The 15,494-nt window shown below is 57.1% G+C and carries 18 protein-coding genes; 16 read left to right on the top strand and 2 right to left on the bottom strand.

Features of this window, described 5'->3' with window-relative positions:
* Nucleotides 1-18: 18 nt before the first annotated feature.
* Nucleotides 19-861, top strand: a complete 843-nt coding sequence (locus tag BFL40_RS12835; protein ID WP_071484342.1) for a mechanosensitive ion channel family protein — start codon at nt 19-21, stop codon at nt 859-861.
* A 190-nt stretch (nt 862-1,051) separates the two neighbouring features.
* On the opposite strand, the gene BFL40_RS12840 is transcribed toward BFL40_RS12835, so the two are convergent.
* Nucleotides 1,052-2,350 carry an OprD family porin gene (locus BFL40_RS12840; protein ID WP_071484343.1) on the bottom strand — a complete coding sequence of 433 codons (1,299 nt, stop codon included), beginning with the start codon at nt 2,348-2,350 and terminating at the stop codon, nt 1,052-1,054.
* A gap of 744 nt (nt 2,351-3,094) precedes the next feature.
* Between BFL40_RS12840 and BFL40_RS12845 the strand changes: the two genes are divergently transcribed.
* Together BFL40_RS12845 and BFL40_RS12850 are read left to right on the top strand one after the other, a co-directional pair.
* Nucleotides 3,095-3,520, top strand: a complete 426-nt coding sequence (locus tag BFL40_RS12845) for an HIT domain-containing protein (RefSeq protein WP_071484344.1) — start codon at nt 3,095-3,097, stop codon at nt 3,518-3,520.
* Between the two features lie 3 nt (nt 3,521-3,523).
* Nucleotides 3,524-3,730, top strand: coding sequence for a SlyX family protein (locus BFL40_RS12850; protein ID WP_017847119.1), 207 nt, complete (start codon nt 3,524-3,526; stop codon nt 3,728-3,730).
* Between the two features lie 83 nt (nt 3,731-3,813).
* Here the strand turns inward: BFL40_RS12850 and BFL40_RS34435 are convergent, their stop codons facing one another.
* The gene (locus tag BFL40_RS34435; protein ID WP_071484345.1) at nt 3,814-4,416 is read right to left on the bottom strand and encodes a cold-shock protein; all 603 of its coding nucleotides are present in this window, start codon (nt 4,414-4,416) and stop codon (nt 3,814-3,816) included.
* 428 nt (nt 4,417-4,844) lie between these two features.
* On the opposite strand from BFL40_RS34435, the gene BFL40_RS12860 reads away from it, so the two are divergent.
* The 13 genes from BFL40_RS12860 to tolB all read left to right on the top strand — a co-directional run bounded on the left by BFL40_RS12860 (nt 4,845) and on the right by tolB (nt 15,494).
* Nucleotides 4,845-5,318, top strand: coding sequence for a Dps family protein (locus BFL40_RS12860; RefSeq protein WP_071484346.1), 474 nt, complete (start codon nt 4,845-4,847; stop codon nt 5,316-5,318).
* Between the two features lie 181 nt (nt 5,319-5,499).
* Entirely contained in the window at nt 5,500-5,841 is a 342-nt protein-coding gene (locus tag BFL40_RS12865; protein ID WP_071484347.1) for a ribbon-helix-helix domain-containing protein, read from the top strand.
* A 168-nt stretch (nt 5,842-6,009) separates the two neighbouring features.
* Entirely contained in the window at nt 6,010-6,231 is a 222-nt protein-coding gene (locus tag BFL40_RS12870) for an FmdB family zinc ribbon protein (RefSeq protein WP_010208103.1), read from the top strand.
* A 107-nt stretch (nt 6,232-6,338) separates the two neighbouring features.
* A complete protein-coding gene (aspS, locus tag BFL40_RS12875; protein ID WP_071484348.1) occupies nt 6,339-8,114 on the top strand; it encodes an aspartate--tRNA ligase in 1,776 nt (591 codons plus the stop codon).
* A 136-nt stretch (nt 8,115-8,250) separates the two neighbouring features.
* On the top strand, nt 8,251-8,997 hold the full coding sequence (locus BFL40_RS12880) for a YebC/PmpR family DNA-binding transcriptional regulator (RefSeq protein ID WP_071484349.1): 747 nt from the start codon (nt 8,251-8,253) through the stop codon (nt 8,995-8,997).
* A gap of 94 nt (nt 8,998-9,091) precedes the next feature.
* Nucleotides 9,092-9,616, top strand: a complete 525-nt coding sequence (gene ruvC / locus BFL40_RS12885; RefSeq protein ID WP_071484350.1) for a crossover junction endodeoxyribonuclease RuvC — start codon at nt 9,092-9,094, stop codon at nt 9,614-9,616.
* A 68-nt stretch (nt 9,617-9,684) separates the two neighbouring features.
* Complete coding sequence (gene ruvA / locus BFL40_RS12890; RefSeq protein WP_071484351.1) at nt 9,685-10,296, top strand: Holliday junction branch migration protein RuvA; 612 nt, start codon at nt 9,685-9,687, stop codon at nt 10,294-10,296.
* Complete coding sequence (ruvB, locus tag BFL40_RS12895) at nt 10,297-11,355, top strand: Holliday junction branch migration DNA helicase RuvB (RefSeq protein ID WP_071484352.1); 1,059 nt, start codon at nt 10,297-10,299, stop codon at nt 11,353-11,355. It begins immediately after the preceding gene.
* Nucleotides 11,356-11,494: 139 nt separating this feature from the next.
* The gene (gene ybgC / locus BFL40_RS12900) at nt 11,495-11,950 is read left to right on the top strand and encodes a tol-pal system-associated acyl-CoA thioesterase (protein WP_071484353.1); all 456 of its coding nucleotides are present in this window, start codon (nt 11,495-11,497) and stop codon (nt 11,948-11,950) included.
* 1 nt (nt 11,951) lies between these two features.
* The gene (tolQ, locus tag BFL40_RS12905; RefSeq protein WP_071484354.1) at nt 11,952-12,647 is read left to right on the top strand and encodes a protein TolQ; all 696 of its coding nucleotides are present in this window, start codon (nt 11,952-11,954) and stop codon (nt 12,645-12,647) included.
* A gap of 23 nt (nt 12,648-12,670) precedes the next feature.
* Nucleotides 12,671-13,123, top strand: coding sequence for a protein TolR (tolR, locus tag BFL40_RS12910; RefSeq protein ID WP_162493886.1), 453 nt, complete (start codon nt 12,671-12,673; stop codon nt 13,121-13,123).
* A complete protein-coding gene (gene tolA / locus BFL40_RS12915; RefSeq protein WP_071484356.1) occupies nt 13,123-14,196 on the top strand; it encodes a cell envelope integrity protein TolA in 1,074 nt (357 codons plus the stop codon). The genes tolR and tolA overlap by 1 nt, the downstream gene beginning before the upstream one ends.
* Nucleotides 14,197-14,213: 17 nt before the next feature.
* Entirely contained in the window at nt 14,214-15,494 is a 1,281-nt protein-coding gene (gene tolB, locus BFL40_RS12920) for a Tol-Pal system beta propeller repeat protein TolB (RefSeq protein WP_174555573.1), read from the top strand.

Here is a 15,494-nt window from a genome sequence, read left to right on the forward strand (position 1 = left end):
CGAAACTGGAGAAGATAGATGGATTTGAATGCTGAAGTGGATCAACTGATCAAGAGCTCAGAGTCGTGGATCCCGATGATCATGGAATACGGCAGCCGGTTTTTGCTGGCAGTGATCACCCTGGCCATCGGTTGGTGGCTGATCAACGTTCTGACCCACCGTGTGGGTCGTTTGCTGGCTCTGCGTAATGCGGACCTGGCGCTGCAACATTTCATCACCAGCCTGGCCAACATCGCGCTTAAAGTCATGCTGGTTGTCAACGTGGCCTCGATGATCGGTGTGGCAACCACCTCGTTCGTTGCCGCGATTGGTGCCGCCACCCTGGCCATCGGCCTGGCGTTGCAAGGCAGCCTGGCGAACTTCGCCGGTGGTGTGCTGATTCTGTTGTTCCGCCCGTTCCGCATTGGTGACTGGATCGAAGCCCAGGGCACTTCCGGTACCGTCGACAGCATCCAGATCTTCCACACCGTGTTGCGCACCGGTGACAACAAGACGGTGATCATTCCGAACGGCAGCCTGTCCAACGGCCTGATCACCAACACCAACCGTCAGCCGACCCGCAAGGTAGTGTTTGACGTGGGTGTCGACTATAACGCCGACCTGCAGAAAGCCCGTGAAGTGCTGCTGGAGCTGGCGAAAGACCCGCGTGTGTTGGCTGATCCGGCGGCGGTAGCCGTGGTTTCGACCCTGGGCGACAGTTCGATCACTGTTTCTCTGCGTTGCTGGACCAAGACAGCAGATTATTGGGACCTGGTGTTCATGTTTAATGAACTGGCACGTGATCGCTTGAAAGAGGCGGGGATTGATATTCCGTTTCCACAGCGGGTTATTCGTGTGATGCAGGAACCTGTTGCGAAATAACTAAGCGGCAGGGTGTTGAACTTGGCCGATAGGTCAGGTTCGATGCAAACGTTTAATCTCGTTAGTTAGCTTGCTAGTTATTTTTCGATTGAAATAAAACTGCAATAAAAAAGCCGCTCCCTTGTAGACAGGGGAGCGGCTTTTTATTTAAGGCCTAAACCTTAAGTCATCGTTGCAATCAAGTTGCTGATTACAAGATGTTCAGCGGGTAGTTCGCGATCAGACGCAGTTCGTCGATCGAAGGCGAACCGTAGTACACGCCATCGCCGGAGCGATAGGTCGCTTGACGCAGACGTAGGCTGAGGTCTTTGGCCGGGCCGCTCTGGATCACGTACTTGGCTTCGATGTCGCGTTCCCATTCTTTAGCGTTGGTAGTGGTGCCGTTGTCAGCACCGCTGCCGGTCACGTAACGGGTCATGAAGCTCAGACCTGGAACGCCGAAGGTGGCCATGTTCAGGTCGTAGCGAGCTTGCCAGGATTTTTCACCCTCAGCGTTGAAGTCGGAACGAGCGACGGAGTTAGCCAGGAAGATCGTGCCGCCGCCGTCTACGCCGTAGCCGTAGTCGCCGTCACCGCTAACCTTTTGATAGGCCAGGGTGAAGGTGTGAGCGTCGATGGTGTATGCGCCTTGCAAGCTGTACGCACGGTTATCGAGCTTGGTGGTGTTGTCTTTTTCTGCACGTTGCAGGCCGAGACCATCGCTTTTGGTGCTGTAGATGTTGAAGTCAAACGCCAGCGACTGATCCTTGCTCAGAGCATGGGTCCAGTTGATGTTGGCGTAAGTCTTCTTCCAGTAGTCTTCGGTTTTCGCGTAGTACAGACTACCCGTCAGCTCTGGAGTGAATGCGTAGACGCCACCTATGAAGTTGGTTTCCTTCAAGCCCAGGCTGTCATGGTAAGTTGCGTTTTGCGCAGTACTGGCAGTGAAGTGACCGCCTTCCAGTTTCAGACCTTTGATTTCGTTGCTGGTGATCGAGATACCTTGCGGCAACTCTGGCAGCAGACGGCTGTCATCGGAAGCGAAGACCGGAGCGGTTGTGTACTGGTCACCGATTTTCAGGACGGTGTCGGAGAAGCGGAACTTGATTGCGCCGCCGCCTTTGGAGTAGTCGTCTTGCGCACGACCGTCCGCGCCGTTAGGGAACAGGCCGGTGCCTGCGCGACCTTTACCGCTGTCGAGTTTGACGCCCAACAGGCCAATCACGTCAACGCCGACACCGATAGTGCCCTGGGTGAAACCCGATTGGTACAGTGCGTTGAAGCCCAGGCCAGTTTCTTCGACACGGCTTTGAGCCTTGCCATTGATAATTTTGTAGCCGCTAGCTGGCTCGTTACGGAAGTCACGGCTGAAATACAGCAAGCGAGTATTGATACCGAAAGTGCTGTCTTCAACAAAGCCTTTGGAATCGTCCTGGGCGGACGCCATTGCGTACTGCGAAACGCCGGCTGAAACAGCCAGGGCGATCATGCTCCACTTCATCACGCGCATCGTGATTTGCTCCTTTGGTTTTAGGAAGAGTACTGCCGTCCCACCTGTATTTTTATCTGGGCGGCTCTTTCTTTTTTGTGTCGGCGCAAAGTTATATCACGCAGACTCTATTGACGATACTTACCCAACTATCCTTTCAGCTTCTTTACGAGGCTGTCGTAAATTGCTAGCTCCCTGTCGCAAATTCACAGTCCGACTGTAACCGGACTGACAACTTCAATGCTCTTTTCAGACCTCTTTCAAAGTTTGAACTCTTCCTTGATGCACATTGAAACGCTGCTGTTTTTATCGCGAAACACCTGCTTCCAAGCGTGTGTCGTTGCCGACGATACGGGTATGAATGCAACAAGCGTGCACAAAGCGGTAACCGAATGTCATTTTTTCGTGAAAAACGTTACGCCCGTGTAAAAACCGCATAAGCACGGGCTTTTTGCGCCGTTTGGTTTGGGCTTGACGCCCAGGCATTTCACCTGTGAGGAGGTGCACAAATCTTGTACCAGAGAAAAATGTTACCGGTTCACCCCTGTAGGTGGGTAAATGGCGGATCCCTTTGAGGCGCAAGTGGGTCATTTTGGTGCGTCCTGTTGAGGCCCGATTTAGCGTAGCTCAAATATTCGCCTGCCTCGAAAGGGTGCATGTTTTTTTATCGAGTTGCATCAGGGCTCCTTGTATTCGCCGTGAAGCCGGGAGCATTCGAAGGTATGCTGGACGCCTGAAACTGACCTGCCGAACGGAGTGCCCGCGGTGTTCGCCTTAGATCAACGCCTGCAACATGACACACTGGCCATTGGGGATTTCCCACTCTGCCGCCTGCTGCTGTCCAATGACTCGAATTACCCCTGGTTCATCCTGGTGCCACGTATCAACGGTATCAGCGAAGTGTTTCAGCTGGATGTCGCCGATCAGCAAACGCTGTGGCAAGAGACGACCGCCTTGGCACAGTTGCTGAACGAAGGTCTGGCTGCCGACAAGATGAATATTGGTGCACTGGGTAATGTCGTCAGCCAGTTGCACGTGCATGTGATTGTGCGCAAACGCGATGACGCCGCCTGGCCTGCTCCGGTTTGGGGCAAGCATCCGGCGCAGCCTTACACTGAAGAGCAAGTAGCGGCTATTCGCGTCCGACTGCACGCGTTATTGCCTGCCCACTTCATCTTTACCCAGGACTGAGCTATGGATTTGCAAGACCGCGTAACCGACCTGGAAAGCCGCCTGGCCTTTCAGGACGATACTATCGAGACGCTCAATGACATCCTGGTCACCCAGCAGCGGGCTGTTGAACGCCTGCAACTGCAGATGACGGCGCTGCTCAAGCGCCAGGAAGAAATGGGCGGCCAGTTCGAGTCATCTGAAGAAGAAGCGCCGCCGCCTCATTATTGATAAGCCTGCAATTAATTGCCGCGCAATAAAAAACCGCGACCCAGCTGAGCTGGATCGCGGTTTTTTTACGCCGAGGGTGTGAGTCAGCGACGCGGCAGTGCCGCGATCACGTCTTCGGCTTGCAGGCCTTTGTCGCGGTTCATCACGGAGAACTCCACGCGCTGGCCTTCCACCAGGACGCGATGGCCTTCGCCGCGGATGGCCCGGAAGTGGACGAAGATATCGTCGCCCGAATCGCGGGAGATAAAGCCAAAGCCTTTAGAGGTGTTGAACCACTTGACGGTTCCGGTATCCCGGTTGGTCATGTCGTAGTTTTGCGGCGCGGCGGCTGGGGACGAACGGTAGAAGCTGACGGCCAAGTGAAGAACGATGGCAACAGCAGCAATCACCAGGCTGAGCAGGATGGCCGGGTGGCCACCCACTTCAGGCATGGGTGCCAGGAGGGTGAGGGTTTGAACGACAACGGTCAGTACCAGCAGCGCGCTGACCAGGTTTTGCAGTTGATGACGCGTGCCTTTGTTCCAGTAAGGGATCACCGGTGCCAGCGTCAGGTTAAGAAGGCCGAACAAGGCCAGGTACAGAGCGTCGTGTTGTTCCAGGTAGGGAGGGCTTCCCTGTTGCAGGCTCGGGATAAAGGACAGCAGCAACGCTGCAACGCCCGTTAGCAGGTGGACGATTTTCAACATTTTGATTAACTCACGTTAAGACGGATCACAAGGAAGAGCTGACTGGCACGGTTCGCTTCTGAACAATGGGAGGCGTTGAGCACGTGCGCGGGTATCAGCCTATGTGGTGCACCGCAGAAATAAACGGCAGCCACACGTTGTCTATTTAACAGCAAAGGCTGTGCCTACTCAAATCAAGCATTTCGGGGTGTTGCGAGCGCCATGGCATTTCTGCGTCAAACGCTTGTCCTAGACATCTGCGGGCATTTGAACGGTATTTCAAGAATTTTCCTACTCTGCACAAAGGCTTGACCATCGTTGTCAGCCGAGCAACAGAGGGGCGATTTGCCGCACGCCATCTGGGTGTCTCCGGCTGCACGCAGCCAGCACTCTTGCTAGAGTGGTCCTGCACCTGATCAATGAATGCTCGTCAATTGAAGGGGAAAAACATGGCAATCGATATTGGTATCAGTGAAGAGGATCGTAAATCCATCGTCGATGGACTATCACGACTGCTGTCCGATACCTATGTACTGTATTTGAAGACCCACAACTTCCATTGGAACGTCACGGGCCCCATGTTTCGTACGCTGCACTTGATGTTTGAAGAGCAGTACAACGAACTGGCACTGGCGGTTGACCTGATTGCCGAGCGTATCCGTGCCCTGGGTTTCCCGGCACCGGGCGCTTATTCGATCTACGCCCGTCTGTCTTCCATCAAGGAAGAAGAGGGTGTGCCGAGTGCCGACGAAATGATCAAGCAATTGGTGGCGGGCCAGGAGGCGGTGACTCGCACTGCGCGCGGTATTTTCCCATTGCTCGATAAGGTCAGCGATGAACCGACGGCCGACTTGTTGACCCAGCGTATGCAAGTTCACGAAAAAACCGCCTGGATGTTGCGTTCCCTGCTCGAAAACCAGTAAGCATCGAACCTGAGTGGCGTCGTCCTGGCGCCCCTCGATCATTTCCCCGCACTTCCTGGCGTTGTCCTACGACTAACAACTCCCCGTCTTCTGGCTGCCTCTCGCTTCCTGCTGTTTTATAGGCCCATCGCCCAATGGGAAAAGCCCATGGGCTGCTGTTTGGCAATGGAGTGTCAGGTGTATGTCACGCGGAGTGGGTAATGGAGTGATGGAAACCTGTGGTTTTCATAAGATAAAGGTCGACCCCTTTGCTAAAGGGTTTGATATGGGGCTGGCCAAGCCATTGTCCCGGTCGGTCAGGCTCAATGGGTTTTCCACCTGCCTGCGGCTTGAACAGATCTATTGGAATATCCTCACGGAGATAGCCATGATCAATGCCTGTTCAGTCAGTGCGTTGCTGTCTTACGTCGATCGGGAAGTGCATTTGCGTTATGGCGGCGTGAAGAACTTCAGTGGGTTGGTCAGGGTGGTGTGTGTGGTTCACGTATTAAAAGACCGTGCCGCCTCGTACATCCCTGAGTAATCAGGGGGCTCCGGGGCTGGCCCGCTGTCCAGGCGGGCGAGACTCCGGGCTGAAAGCCGGCTGCGCTGCCTCGATTTACCAGATATAATCCCGCGCTTTGCTGCGCGTGCCCGGTTTTCCGGTAGAGCAGGCGTAGCGCAGTAACGATCTGATCGCCGAGACATCTCCATGCCCATGTACGATTATCAATGTGCTTCCTGTGGTCATCAGTTGGAAGCCATTCAGAAGATCAGCGCCGCGCCGTTGGTCGATTGCCCTGCCTGCCAGGCGCCTGAGCTGAAGAAGATGTTGTCCATGCCGGGCTTCCGCCTGAGCGGCAGCGGCTGGTACGAGACCGACTTCAAGACCGGCTCGAAGAAGAATCTGGCGGGCGGCGACAAAGCAGACTGAGTTGAACTCTACGCGCAGGCTCCTGCATTATCCGTCCCCTGCTTAAATGTACGGTGACGAGGCAAGCCTCCATCGAATTTCGAATTACGAGAAGTGAAACCACTACCATGATGCGCAGCCACTATTGCGGCCAACTGAACGAGACCCTGGAAGGTCAGGAAATCACTCTTTGCGGATGGGTTCACCGTCGCCGCGACCACGGCGGGGTGATCTTCCTCGATATCCGTGATCGTGATGGTCTGGCCCAGGTGGTGTTCGATCCGGACCGCGCCGAGAGCTTCGCCGCCGCCGACCGCGTGCGCAGCGAGTACGTCGTGAAGATCACCGGCAAGGTTCGCCTGCGTCCGGCCGGTGCTGTGAACAAGAACATGGCGTCTGGCGGCATTGAGGTGCTGGGCTACGAACTGGAAGTGTTGAACGAGTCGGAAACCCCGCCGTTCCCACTCAACGAGTACTCCGACGTGGGCGAAGAAACCCGCCTGCGCTACCGCTTCCTGGACCTGCGTCGTCCGGAAATGGCCGAGAAGCTGCGTCTGCGTTCGCGCATGACCACCAGCATCCGTCGCTTCCTCGACGAGAACGGCTTCCTCGACGTAGAAACGCCGATCCTGACCCGGGCTACCCCGGAAGGCGCGCGTGACTACCTGGTGCCTAGCCGCACCCACGCCGGTTCGTTCTTCGCACTGCCGCAATCGCCGCAACTGTTCAAACAACTGCTGATGGTGGCCGGCTTCGACCGTTACTACCAGATCGCCAAGTGCTTCCGCGACGAAGACCTGCGCGCCGACCGTCAGCCTGAATTCACCCAGATCGACATCGAGACCAGCTTCCTCGATGAAAAAGAGATCATGGGCCTGACCGAACAAATGATCCGCAACCTGTTCAAGGAAGTGCTGGACCTGGAATTCGGCGAATTCCCGCACATGACCTTCGAAGAGGCCATGCGCCGCTACGGTTCCGACAAACCAGACCTGCGTAACCCGCTGGAACTGGTGGACGTTGCCGACCAGCTCAAAGAAGTCGACTTCAAGGTGTTCAGCGGCCCGGCCAACGACCCTAAATGCCGCATCGCTGCCCTGCGCGTGCCTGGCGGCGCGAGCATGCCGCGCAAGCAGATCGACGACTACACCAAGTTTGTTGGTATCTACGGTGCCAAGGGCCTGGCGTACATCAAGGTCAACGAGCGCGCCAACGGTGTTGACGGCCTGCAATCGCCGATCGTGAAAAACATCCCGCTGGACAACCTGAACGCGATTCTTGATCGCGTGGGTGCAGTTGACGGCGACATCGTGTTCTTCGGCGCCGACAAATCCAAGATCGTCAGCGAAGCGCTGGGTGCATTGCGCATCAAGCTGGGCCACGATCTGGACCTGCTGACCTGCAAATGGGCCCCGATGTGGGTTGTCGACTTCCCGATGTTCGAAGAGAACGACGACGGCAGCTTCAGTGCCTTGCACCACCCGTTCACCGCGCCGAAGTGCACGCCACAAGAGCTGGAAGCCAACCCGGCTGGCGCTCTGTCCCGTGCCTACGACATGGTATTGAACGGCACTGAGTTGGGTGGCGGTTCGATCCGTATCCATCGTAAGGAAATGCAGCAGTCGGTCTTCCGTCTGTTGGGTATCAACGAAGCGGAACAGGAAGAGAAATTCGGCTTCCTGCTCGACGCCCTGAAATATGGTGCGCCGCCGCACGGTGGCCTGGCCTTCGGCCTGGACCGTCTGGTGATGCTGATGACCGGCGCCCAGTCGATTCGTGAAGTGATTGCCTTCCCGAAAACCCAGAGTGCTGCGGACGTAATGACCCAGGCTCCGGGTGTGGTGGATGCCAAGGCGCTGCGCGAGTTGCATATTCGTCTGCGCGAGACGCCGAAGGCTGAGTAAGGCCGCTGCGTGAAAGCGCACTGAGGTTTACGCAGTCTAAAAAGGCGCATCTTCGGATGCGCCTTTGCGTTACAAGGGTTGCATCCCGTCTGGGACGGGATTGATAAGGTTTCTAGAGAATTTTCGGAGTTGTGTTATGGCTGGCCATTCCAAGTGGGCGAACATCAAGCACCGCAAAGAGCGTCAGGATGCCAAGAAAGGCAAGATTTTTACCAAGTGGATCCGCGAACTGACCGTCGCTGCCCGTCAGGGTGGTGGTGATCCGGGCTCGAACCCTCGCCTGCGTCTGGCGCTGGACAAGGCCTTGGGCGCGAACATGAGCCGCGACATCATCGACCGCGCCGTGGCCCGTGGTGCCGGTGCCGCCGATACCGATGACATGGTCGAACTGAGCTACGAAGGCTATGGCCCTGGCGGCGTGGCGGTGATGGTCGAATGCATGACCGACAACCGCAACCGTACAGCTGCGGCCGTACGTCATGCGTTCAGTAAATGTGGCGGCAACCTCGGCACCGACGGTTCGGTAGCCTATCTGTTCGAGCGTAAGGGGCAGATCTCCTTCGCGCCGGGCGTGGATGAAGATGCGCTGATCGAGGCTGCCATGGAGGCCGATGCCGACGACGTGGTGACCAATGAAGATGGTTCCATCGACGTGTTCACCTCGTTTGCTGGCTTTTATGCTGTGCGTAACGCCTTGGAAGCAGCTGGTTTCAAAGGCGCCGACGCGGAAATCGTGATGCTGCCGACCACCAGCGCGGAGCTGGATCTGGACGGTGCGCAGAAAGTGCTGAAGATGCTGGATATGCTGGAAGATTTGGATGATGTGCAGAACGTGTACTCGAATGCCGACATCCCGGAATCCGTCGCTGAGCAGCTAGGCTGAAGAACGACGTAGATCCAAATGTGGGAGGACAAGCCCCCTCTCACATTGGATCTTCTCTGTATCAAAAATTGTTTTTACCCTACCTGCAGGCGTTATGACTTTAATCCTAGGTATCGACCCCGGTTCGCGCATCACCGGTTTTGGCGTGGTGCAGCACACTCCGCGAGGCTGTATCTACGTCGCCTCGGGCTGCATCCGCACCGGTGCGGGCGAATTGGCTGAGCGCTTGCAGATCGTCTATCGCGGCGTGCGTGAAGTGATCCAGACCTACGGCCCGGTCACCATGGGGATCGAAAAAGTCTTCATGGCCAAAAACGCCGATTCGGCGCTGAAGCTTGGCCAGGCCCGTGGGGCCGCCATCGTTGCCGGAGCCGAGGAAGGCCTGGAAATCGCCGAGTACACCGCGACCCAAGTCAAGCAGGCCGTGGTCGGCACCGGTGCGGCAAACAAGGAACAAGTGCAGATGATGGTCATGCACATGCTCAAGCTCACCGCCAAACCACAGATCGACGCCTCCGACGCCCTGGCCATTGCCATTTGCCATGCACACACCCGCTCCAGTCTGCTACCGCACGGCCTGGGCACGGCACGCAGTCGTGGCGGGCGGCTGCGTCTCTGATAGCATCAGCGCAATCGTTATTTCCGGTCAGGCCTTGATCTGACCTCCAAGCTTTAAGGATCTGAACCGTGATTGGACGCTTGCGCGGCACCCTGGCTGAGAAACAGCCGCCGCACCTGATTCTGGATGTAAATGGGTTGGGGTATGAGCTGGAAGTGCCCATGACCACCCTCTATCGTCTACCATCGGTCGGCGAGCCGCTGACCCTGCACACCCACTTGGTGGTGCGTGAAGATGCGCAATTGCTCTATGGTTTTATTGGTCGGCGTGACCGCGACTTCTTTCGCGAGCTGATTCGCCTGAATGGCGTGGGGCCCAAGCTTGCGCTGGCGCTGATGTCGAGCCTGGAAGTGGATGAGCTGGTACGTGCTGTTTCGGCCCAGGACACTTCGGCGTTGACCAAGGTGCCGGGAGTCGGCAAGAAAACCGCTGAGCGCCTGCTGGTGGAACTCAAGGACCGCTTCAAGGCCTGGGAGGTCGTACCGAGCATGTTTGCGCTGGTGCCTAACCAACCGGATATGCCGGCGGGCCAGGTGGCGAGCGCCGAAAGCGATGCCGTCAGCGCGTTGATCTCCCTGGGCTACAAGCCGCAGGAAGCCAGCAAGGCCGTATCGGCCATCAAGGACAAGAACCTGAGCAGCGAAGACATGATCCGCCGAGCCCTGAAGGGAATGATTTAAGTGATTGAAGCTGATCGTCTGATCGCGGCCACCGGCCCGCGCGACCGTGAAGAAGTCCAGGATCGCGCCATCCGGCCCCTGAGCCTGGCCGAATACATCGGCCAGCCCACCGTGCGCGAGCAAATGGAACTGTTCATCCAGGCCGCGCGCGGGCGCAGTGAGTCCCTGGATCACACGCTGATCTTCGGCCCGCCTGGCCTGGGTAAAACCACGCTGGCCAACATCATTGCCCAGGAAATGGGCGTGTCGATCAAGTCCACTTCTGGCCCGGTGCTGGAGCGTCCGGGTGACCTCGCGGCATTGCTGACCAACCTTGAGCCGCACGACGTGCTGTTTATCGACGAGATCCACCGGCTGTCGCCCATCGTCGAGGAAGTGCTGTACCCGGCCATGGAAGACTTCCAGCTCGACATCATGATCGGCGAAGGCCCGGCGGCCCGCTCGATCAAGCTCGACCTGCCGCCTTTCACCTTGGTGGGCGCCACGACCCGTGCGGGCATGCTGACCAACCCGCTGCGAGACCGTTTCGGCATTGTTCAACGTCTAGAGTTCTATAGCACTGCTGACCTTGCAACCATCGTCAGTCGTTCGGCGAACATTCTCGGTTTGCCACTGGACCCGGAAGGTGCGTTTGAAATCGCCCGCAGGGCTCGTGGTACGCCACGAATCGCCAACCGCTTGCTGCGCCGCGTGCGTGATTTTGCCGAAGTGCGGGCCAAGGGGCATATCACCAAACCCGTGGCGGACTTGGCTTTGAACCTGCTGGATGTGGATGAACATGGCTTCGATCACCAGGATCGGCGTCTACTCTTGACCATGATCGAGAAGTTCGACGGTGGCCCAGTGGGCGTGGACAGCCTGGCGGCAGCTATCAGTGAGGAGCGCCATACCATTGAGGATGTCCTGGAGCCGTACCTGATTCAGCAGGGCTACATCATGCGTACGCCCAGGGGGCGAGTGGTGACGCGGCATGCCTATCTGCACTTTGGGTTAAACATTCCGTCACGATTAGGTGAGATGCCTGTGGTAGACGAGTTCCTCGATGCAGTGGACGATTAAAAAGATCACGCCAGTCGATTTATCTGAGGTTTGTGCTGTCCTAGTGGCTGGTGTCGTCATTCAGTCGTTCAAAATGTTTCATAGAATGAAAAAACAGTTGCCTGGCCGGATTGGCAACCTGAGGAGTAAGCACTAGAGTATGCGCGCGCAAAACGGGGATCAGTCGTTCGCACATCGCTGTCGCGTTTATTACGAGGACACCGATGCTGGCGGCATCGTGTATTACGTCAACTACCTCAAGTTCATGGAGCGGGCTCGAACCGAGCGGCTACGGGAGCTGGGCTTTGCCCAATCCCAGCTTGCGGGGGAGGACCTGTTGTTTGTCGTGCATTCCAGCGAGGCGCGTTACCACGCGCCGGCGCGGCTGGACGATGAACTGCTGGTCAGCGCGGAAGTAATCGAATTGAACCGTGTCAGCCTGCGCTTTAAACAGCAAGTCAGGCGGGCAACGGATGCAACGCTGCTCTGTGAGGGGCAGTTCCTGGTGGCCTGTGTGCGCACCAATAGTTTGAAACCCCGGGCCATTCCCGAAGCTCTACGTGCGGCCTTTGCCGGCGTAAGCGGCGCGGGTAAACAATCAAAGCAGGAGATTTAGCGTGGAACCTACCGTCGTCGACCATTCCTCCATGTGGAGCCTGGTCAGCAATGCCAGTGTTGTGGTTCAACTGGTGATGCTGGTCCTGGTAGCCGCATCGGTTACCTCTTGGGTCATGATTTTTCAGCGCAGCAATTTGCTGCGTGCCGGTCGACGTGCCCTGGAGAGCTTTGAAGAGCGCTTCTGGTCGGGTATCGACCTGTCCAAGTTGTACCGTCAAGCCGGCAGCAACCCTGACCCGGATTCCGGCGTAGAACAAATCTTCCGCGCCGGCTTCAAGGAATTCTCCCGCCTGCGCCAGCAACCGGGCGTTGACCCGGAAGCGGTCATGGAAGGCGTGGCCCGCGCCATGCGCGTTGCGATTTCCCGCGAAGAAGAGAAGCTGGAGCAGAGCCTGCCGTTCCTCGCCACCGTTGGTTCCGTCAGCCCGTACATCGGCCTGTTCGGTACCGTGTGGGGGATCATGAACTCCTTCCGTGGCCTGGCCCAGGCCCAGCAAGCGACCCTGGCCACCGTGGCCCCGGGTATCGCCGAAGCCCTGATTGCTACCGCGATCGGCCTGTTCGCTGCTATCCCCGCAGTAATCGCCTACAACCGTTTTGCCGCTCGCGGTGAAAACCTGATTGGCCGTTACTACACCTTCGCCGACGAATTCCAGGCGATCCTGCACCGTAAAGTGCACACCAGCGAAGAATAAGCAGGTAATTCCCAATGGCTTTAATCGCTCGAGCTCGCAAAAAGCGCAAGCCGGTCGCCGAGATGAACGTAGTGCCTTACATCGACGTGATGCTGGTGCTGCTGGTTATCTTCATGGTGACCGCGCCGATGCTCAATCAGGGCGTGAAGGTTGATCTGCCCAAGGTTTCCAGCGAAGCCTTGCCGCAAGACAACAACACTCAGGTCCTGACCATTTCGATCAAGGCTGACAAGACCTATTACTGGAATCTTGGCAGCGAAGTCGACACCCAGAAACAACAGGACAAGGCTCTGACCTTGCCGGCCATGACCGATGCGGTGACCAAAATCATTCGCTCCGGCAACGAAGGCGGCAAGCACACCCAGGTCTTCATCCGCGGTGACAAGGCGGTCGACTACGGCTCCGTCATGGGCGCCATGGGCGGTCTGCAGAAAGCCGGCGTCGGTAACGTTGGCTTGATTACCGAGGCGCCCTGATGCAGCAACAGCGAGAGCCGTCCGCCTCGGAAAGCTACTTCTGGCCTAGCGTCTGGGCAATTGCCCTGCACGTCCTGGTGTTTGGCATGCTGTTTGTCAGCTTTGCCATGACCCCGGACCTGCCGCCAGCCAAGCCGATCGTGCAGGCGACCCTGTATCAGCTGAAATCGAAAAGTCAGGCCACCACCCAGACCAATCAGAAGATTGCGGGTGAGGCCCAGAAGTCGGCTGCGCGCCAGACTGAAGTCGAGCAGATGGAACAGAAGAAGGTCGAGCAGGAAGCGGTGAAGGCTGCTGCGGAACAAAAGAAAGAAGAGGCGGCTCAAAAGGCCGAGGAATCGAAAAAGGCTGACGAAGCCAAGAAAGCTGACGAGGCGAAAAAGGCTGATGAAGCCAAGAAAGCCGACAAAGCTGCCGAAGCGAAAAAGGCCGAAGAGAAACAATTGGCTGATATAGCCAAGAAGAAGTCTGAAGAAGAAGCCAAAAAAGCTGCCGAAGAAGAGGCCAAGAAAAAGGCCGCTGAAGAGGCCAAGAAAAAGATAGTCGAAGACGCGAAGAAGAAAGCCGCCGAAGACGCCAAGAAAAAAGCTGAAGCAGACGAGGCGAAGAAAAAAGTCGCCGATGATGCGAAGAAGAAAGCTGCCGCCGACGCCACCAAGAAAAAGGCCCAGGAAGCAGCGCGCAAATCCGCCGAAGAGAAAAAGGCTCAGGCCTTGGCAGATTTGCTTTCCGACACGCCGCAGCGTCAGCAAGCCTTGGCCGATGAGCGTGGTGATGAAGTTGCGGGCAGTTTCGACGATCTGATTCGGGCACGGGCAGCAGAAGGCTGGACACGTCCACCTTCGGCACGCAAAGGCATGACAGTAGTACTGCAGATCGGCATGTTGCCGGACGGTACGGTGACTTCGGTCAGCGTGTCCAAGTCCAGTGGTGACGGTTCGTTCGACAGTTCGGCGGTTGCCGCGGTCAAGAACATTGGCCGGTTGACCGAGATGCAGGGAATGAAACCAAGCGACTTCGCTCCCTATCGTTCATTCAAGATGACATTCACACCTGAGGATCTAGCCTTGTGAGAAACCTTCTTCGAGGAATGCTTGTCGTTATTTGCTGTATGGCAGGGATAGCGGCGGCGGATGAAAAGAATATCCTGGTCACCAGCGGTAGCGATCGGGCCACCCCGATCGCGGTAGTACCGTTCGGCTGGCAGGGCGGCAGCGTGCTGCCGGACGACATGGCCCAGATCGTCAGCGACGACCTGCGCAACTCCGGCTACTACGCGCCGATTCCGAAAGGCAACATGATCAGCCAGCCGACCCAGGCCAGCGAAGTCATCTTCCGTGACTGGAAAGCAGTCGGTGCCCAGTACCTGATGGTCGGTAGCATCGTGCCGGCCGGCGGTCGCCTGCAGATCCAGTACACGTTGTTCAACGTGGCCACCGAGCAGCAGGTCTTGACCGGCAGCGTGTCGGGCACGGCCGAACAACTGCGGGACATGGCTCACTACATCTCGGACCAGTCGTTTGAAAAACTCACCGGTATCAAAGGTGCGTTCTCGACACGTCTGTTGTATGTAACCGCTGAACGTTTCTCTGTGGATAACACGCGCTACACGTTGCAGCGTTCGGACTACGACGGCGCGCGAGCAGTGACCCTGCTGCAATCGCGTGAGCCAATCCTGTCGCCGCGTTTTGCGCCGGACGGCAAGCGTATTGCCTACGTCTCCTTCGAACAGCGCCGTCCGCGTATCTTCGTCCAGCACATTGATACTGGTCGTCGTGAGCAGATCACCAACTTTGAAGGTTTGAACGGTGCACCTGCCTGGTCGCCGGATGGTTCGCGTCTGGCGTTCGTGTTGTCTAAAGACGGCAACCCGGATATCTACGTGATGAACATGGCTTCGCGCCAGATCAGCCGTGTTACCAGCGGCCCGGGCATCAACACCGAACCGTTCTGGGGTAAGGATGGTTCGACCATCTACTTCACTTCCGATCGCGGCGGTAAGCCACAAATCTATAAAACGAGCGTGGGTGGTGGTGGCGCGGAACGCGTGACCTTTATCGGTAACTACAACGCCAACCCTAAGCTTTCTGCTGATGAAAAAACGTTGGTGATGATTCACCGTCAGGATGGTTTCACTAATTTCCGGGTTGCGGCCCAGGATTTGCAGCGTGGAACGGTAAAAATCCTCACAGATACCAACCTAGATGAGTCAGCTACTGTTGCGCCCAACGGCACCATGGTAATCTACGCCACCCGCCAGCAGGGCCGGGGAGTCTTGATGCTCGTGTCCATTAATGGACGCGTAAGGCTCCCGCTTCCTACCGCACAAGGCGAAGTCAGAGAACCGTCCTGGTCCCCTTACCTGAACTGA

The sequence above is a fragment of the Pseudomonas costantinii genome (assembly GCF_001870435.1).
Lineage (GTDB): Bacteria > Pseudomonadota > Gammaproteobacteria > Pseudomonadales > Pseudomonadaceae > Aquipseudomonas > Aquipseudomonas costantinii.

Excerpts from the sequence above, each read along its gene's own strand:
- tolB (WP_174555573.1), top strand. The coding sequence starts at position 14,214 with ATGCTTGTCGTTATTTGCTGTATGGCAGGGATAGCGGCGGCGGATGAA.
- BFL40_RS12835 (WP_071484342.1), top strand. The coding sequence starts at position 19 with ATGGATTTGAATGCTGAAGTGGATCAACTGATCAAGAGCTCAGAGTCG.
- aspS (WP_071484348.1), top strand. The coding sequence starts at position 6,339 with ATGATGCGCAGCCACTATTGCGGCCAACTGAACGAGACCCTGGAAGGT.
- BFL40_RS12840 (WP_071484343.1), bottom strand. The coding sequence starts at position 2,350 with ATGCGCGTGATGAAGTGGAGCATGATCGCCCTGGCTGTTTCAGCCGGC.
- BFL40_RS12880 (WP_071484349.1), top strand. The coding sequence starts at position 8,251 with ATGGCTGGCCATTCCAAGTGGGCGAACATCAAGCACCGCAAAGAGCGT.
- tolA (WP_071484356.1), top strand. The coding sequence starts at position 13,123 with ATGCAGCAACAGCGAGAGCCGTCCGCCTCGGAAAGCTACTTCTGGCCT.
- BFL40_RS12865 (WP_071484347.1), top strand. The coding sequence starts at position 5,500 with ATGTCACGCGGAGTGGGTAATGGAGTGATGGAAACCTGTGGTTTTCAT.
- BFL40_RS12860 (WP_071484346.1), top strand. The coding sequence starts at position 4,845 with ATGGCAATCGATATTGGTATCAGTGAAGAGGATCGTAAATCCATCGTC.
- ruvC (WP_071484350.1), top strand. The coding sequence starts at position 9,092 with ATGACTTTAATCCTAGGTATCGACCCCGGTTCGCGCATCACCGGTTTT.
- BFL40_RS12870 (WP_010208103.1), top strand. The coding sequence starts at position 6,010 with ATGCCCATGTACGATTATCAATGTGCTTCCTGTGGTCATCAGTTGGAA.
- ybgC (WP_071484353.1), top strand. The coding sequence starts at position 11,495 with ATGCGCGCGCAAAACGGGGATCAGTCGTTCGCACATCGCTGTCGCGTT.
- BFL40_RS34435 (WP_071484345.1), bottom strand. The coding sequence starts at position 4,416 with ATGTTGAAAATCGTCCACCTGCTAACGGGCGTTGCAGCGTTGCTGCTG.
- BFL40_RS12850 (WP_017847119.1), top strand. The coding sequence starts at position 3,524 with ATGGATTTGCAAGACCGCGTAACCGACCTGGAAAGCCGCCTGGCCTTT.